Consider the following 4,407-nt stretch of genomic DNA (forward strand, 5'->3'; position numbering starts at 1 on the left):
TTGTTCGTAAGTCATCAGTTTTTCCTCTCGATCACCTGACTATTGCCCTTATTGGGGACTTTTGCAAGAGGTCTACTCTTACCTGGATGTCAAAGCCAGGCTTGCAGGAGGTGCAACTGTAATTATCGAAATGCAAGTTTTAAATGTAGCATCTTTTGCGAAATGGGTGGCTTACAATGCTGCAAAAACTTACTCTACTCAACTGATTCGCGGTCAAGGTTACTTTAAGTTAAAACCTGTAATTGCTTTGACAATTACTGATTTTGAAATGTTTGACAATGACCAAGAAGTAATTTCTCACTTTGTCTTCAAGGAGAAAAAGCGTTTATTTGATTATGTCGATCCAGAGATTGAACTGATCTTTATCGAATTGCCAAAATTCAATAAACAATTGGATGAGTTAGAGACTTTGACTGACAAGTGGATTTTTTTATGAAAAATGCTCCCAGTTTGGAAATAGTGCCGTTAACAATGGAAACAGTCTCGGAAATACAGCAAGCTTTTGCGATTGCCAATGAAACTAATTTGAATCCAGAGGAGTTGGCCGATTTAGAAGAACGTGAAATGTTTATTCTGGATCAGCAGGGTGCCTTGCTCAAGGGAATTGAAAAAGGAATCGCACAAGGCATTGTACAAGGCATTGTACAAGGCATTGTACAAGGCAGAGAAGAAGGACTTGCTCTAGGAATGAGAGAAAAGGCTCTAGGAATTGCTAGGCAACTTCTCAATGTTATTGACAATCAAACCATTAGTCAAACTACTGGTTTGAGTGTTGAAGATATCGAAAATTTGCGGGAGTAATGAAAGGAAGGGAAAAAGTGCGATCGCACAATTACTCTACCTTTTCTCGCTACTAGGATCAGCCTGGTAGCGTAGGTTTTTGAGGTTCTGCCTCTGTGATTGAGAATGACGCCAAATATTAACTCTCATCCATATAATAGTCAAGGATGAGTCTGCCCTCTCTCTAAAGGAAGATTTCATTAAACCCGTAAATTCCGTATGATGCTGTAAAAGTCAGTTAGAGGGGAAAGCTATCTCCGACTCTAGCTCCGAATAACTGACCAATCTTACAATATAAAAAAATACATCTCATGACATCAGTCACTCCCAATCAAACTTCCTCTCAATACGAAGTTACAGAGTCACAAGACAAAATTGAGTCTCTGGTAGAAGAAGTTAAGCCAGAAAGCGAACTCGATTTAGAGTTCCTCTACACCAGAGACATTGAATTCCGACAAGAAACAATTTATTTTATTGTAGTCGATCGCTTTTACGACGGCGACCCCGAAAATAACGAAGGCCCAAACCCAGAACTTTACGATCCAGAAGGCAAAGATTGGGGCAAATATTGGGGCGGCGACTTGCAAGGAGTTATCGACAAACTCGACTATTTAAAAGATATGGGTGTTACCGCCGTTTGGCTGACTCCACTGTTCGAGCAAGTTGAAGCATTATTTGTCGAACAAGCTGCAATTCACGGATACTGGACTAAAGATTTCAAGCGATTAAATCCCCGCTTTATTGCCAAAAGCGACAATCCTTCTATTAACCAAACACAAGAAAGTAAAGATACGGTATTTGACAAATTAGTAGACGAGTTGCACCAGCGAAACATGAAACTCGTACTCGATATTGTCTGCAATCACAGCAACCCAGATTTTAGCGGTAAAAAAGGGGAACTCTACGACGACGGCGTAAAAATAGCTGATTTTAACGACGATGAAGATGACTGGTATCACCACTATGGCGAAGTCAAAAACTGGGAAGATGAATGGCAAGTCCAAAACTGCGAACTGTCTGGTTTAGCAACTTTTAATGAAAACAATATTGCCTACCGCAATTACATTAAGTCAGCAATTAAACAATGGCTGGACAGAGGTGTTGATGCTTTGCGGGTTGATACAGTCAAGCATATGCCTATTTGGTTTTGGCAGGAATTTAATGCTGAAATTTTAGCACACAGACCTGATGTTTTCATTTTTGGCGAATGGATTTACAGCGATCCTCGAAATGATCGTTCTGTGGAATTTGTCAACGAGTCGGGGATGACTATTTTAGATTTTGGTCTGTGCGTGGCAATTCGAGAAGTATTGGGGAAGGGTGCGGGCGCGGGATTTAAGTTAGTGCAAGATGTCCTGAATTTGGATCACCGCTACTACGGGGCGACGGAGTTGATTACTTTTATTGACAACCACGATATGCCGAGGTTTCAGTCGTTGAATCCCGATCCAGAAATGCTGCAGTTGGCGATATGTTTAATTATGACGACTCGCGGCATTCCCTGCATTTATTACGGCACCGAACAGTCTCTGCATGATGATACAGATGGGGGAAATGACCCCTATAACCGCCCGATGATGGAAAAGTGGGATACTGATTCGCCAATTTACCGAGCTGTGCGATTGCTGTCGGGATTGCGGCGGCTGAATCCAGCTATTTCGATGGGGAGTCAGTGGCAAAAATATCTAACTGCTGATGTTTATTGTTACGTGCGTCGCTATCGCGATTCTGTGGTGTTTGTAGCCATGAATCGTGGCAATTCAGTTACAATTAAAGAGGTGGATACTGAGCTGCCTGATGGAGAGCATACGGAGGTTTTATCGCGCCGTAAGTTTGAAGTTAAAGATGGAATGCTGTACAACTTAGAGTTTGGTTCGCAGGAAGTAATGATTTTTAGCCGCGTCGGAGAGCGAGTTAAGGCGAAAACTATTGTGCGGGCGCAGCTTAACAGCGTTAAAACTCAGCCTGGGGAAAGAATTGTTGTGATTGGAGATTGTCCTGAATTGGGGAATTGGGATATTAGTAAGGGTTACCCGTTGGAGTATATCAATACTAATACTTGGTTTGGGGAAATTCCTTTTAATGAAAGTGCAGGAAAGTTGATTTCTTATAAGTATGCGCTGCTACGGGAAGGACTGTCCCCGCTGCGAGAAAATCTGGTTTGTCGCCGCTGGGTTTTAGTTTCGGAAGGGACTGTGAAATGGCGGGATAAGTGGGCCAGTGGACGGGAGTCTTAATATTTTTGAGTTTTAAGTGAGACATTCCTGGATGCATAAACCGGGTTTTATGGACGAAAATACGGCGTTGCTGAATCAAGGTATGAATACCCCAGGAATGGGAATATCGTGAAATTTCAAGTAATGTAAGCTGTTGCACATTTAAACTGTGATACAAGCATTGCCCTTATTTTTGATTTTGCGAGCCCATTTAATTATTAATTGCCATTCATTTAAGAGGCGGTGCAATAAATACTCTAACTCTTCAATAGATGTAAAAAGTCGATTGGCAATATATTCTTTTGCCGAATGCCATACTAATTCAATTAAGTTATAGTCGGGGCTGTATTCGGGGAGGAATTCTAAATGAAGGTTAGGCATTTCTATTGCAATTATTTTCAGGTACTCTTCTTTCTTGTGAAAACTAGCATTATCAAGAATAATCACTATTTTGGCTCCTTTATTCGCAAATTCTGAGGCTTGATTACCTGCTGACACCCATTCATTAATTAGCTCTTCATAAAACAGTTTTAGCACTTGATAAAAATTATACGACTTGCCTTTTTTGAGGAACTCTACCCACCTTTTTTTATCCGAATTCCTCACTCCTCCCATTACATTAACTCTGCCTTTTCTCCGGTCTCCTCGGGCTTTTTTTCGGCTGCCTTTTTTACACCAGTTCTTTCTTCTGGTGACTCTTAAACTAAATCCACTCTCGTCCCAAAACCATACCTGTAGTCGTCCTGGCGTTTATTTTTCTATTTTTAAATATTCGGCTATCTTTATTTTAAACGCTGTTTTTTTTTCGGGATTTCTCTTCGACTCTAGGCTATACTTAGCCCAGATGTACACATACTTTTTTTTCTTTAATATCCTCCTAACTTGTCCTCCAGTTAATTTTATTCCTGTGGATTGTTCTAAGTATCTTGCTAATCTCTTCGCTGTCCACCGTCCAAAATCATATCCTAATTCTTGAGGGTCTTTTTCTAGAGTTTCTAATAATATATCTATATATTTATCTGTGGCTTTTTTGTGATTTCCCTTCATCCTCTCATCAATTAGACTTTCTAGATTGTCTGGGTCTCCCTTGACACACCAATAAGATACTTTGTTGACTGACCAACCCAAGAAATCAGCGATTTTAGATTGTGTCTTGCCGTCATTGAGCAATAATAAAATTAGAATTCTTTCTCTAATATTTGCTTTTTCTTCCTCTTTTAAGGCTTTTTGTAGTTTCTCTATTGGTTGGGGATTGAGATGGTTTTTAGCTGGCATTTTTGTAGATATTGACTAACCTCATTTTTTATGATACCCTATTTAAAGGCACAACAGCTTATTAATAACTTAATAGAATGCTTGAGCATTTTCTCACACTTAGAATAACAAAGAGTCTTCCGATGTAGTCTGGCTA

General features: G+C 40.1%; 1 protein-coding gene and 3 pseudogenes. 2 read left to right on the forward strand and 2 right to left on the reverse strand.

From position 1 onward, the window contains the following. Window positions 1-76 precede the first annotated feature (76 nt). Window positions 77-801: pseudogene (locus tag QUA40_RS29205) on the forward strand (Rpn family recombination-promoting nuclease/putative transposase); the annotation flags it as partial. Between the two features lie 290 nt (window positions 802-1,091). Continuing rightward, window positions 1,092-3,017, forward strand: coding sequence for an alpha-amylase family glycosyl hydrolase (locus tag QUA40_RS27765; protein WP_333131794.1), 1,926 nt, complete (start codon window positions 1,092-1,094; stop codon window positions 3,015-3,017). A 141-nt stretch (window positions 3,018-3,158) separates the two neighbouring features. On the opposite strand, the pseudogene QUA40_RS27770 reads toward QUA40_RS27765, so the two are convergent. Together QUA40_RS27770 and QUA40_RS27775 are read right to left on the reverse strand one after the other, a co-directional pair. Beyond that, window positions 3,159-4,271 (reverse strand): annotated as a pseudogene (locus QUA40_RS27770) (IS630 family transposase). 38 nt (window positions 4,272-4,309) lie between these two features. Continuing rightward, window positions 4,310-4,407 (reverse strand): annotated as a pseudogene (locus QUA40_RS27775) (IS1 family transposase); the annotation flags it as partial.

The organism is Microcoleus sp. Pol11C3 (genome assembly GCF_036701485.1).
Classification (GTDB): Bacteria; Cyanobacteriota; Cyanobacteriia; order Cyanobacteriales; family Microcoleaceae; genus Microcoleus.

Coding starts and splice junctions, on each gene's coding strand:
- QUA40_RS27765 (WP_333131794.1), top strand. CDS start 1,092: ATGACATCAGTCACTCCCAATCAAACTTCCTCTCAATACGAAGTTACA.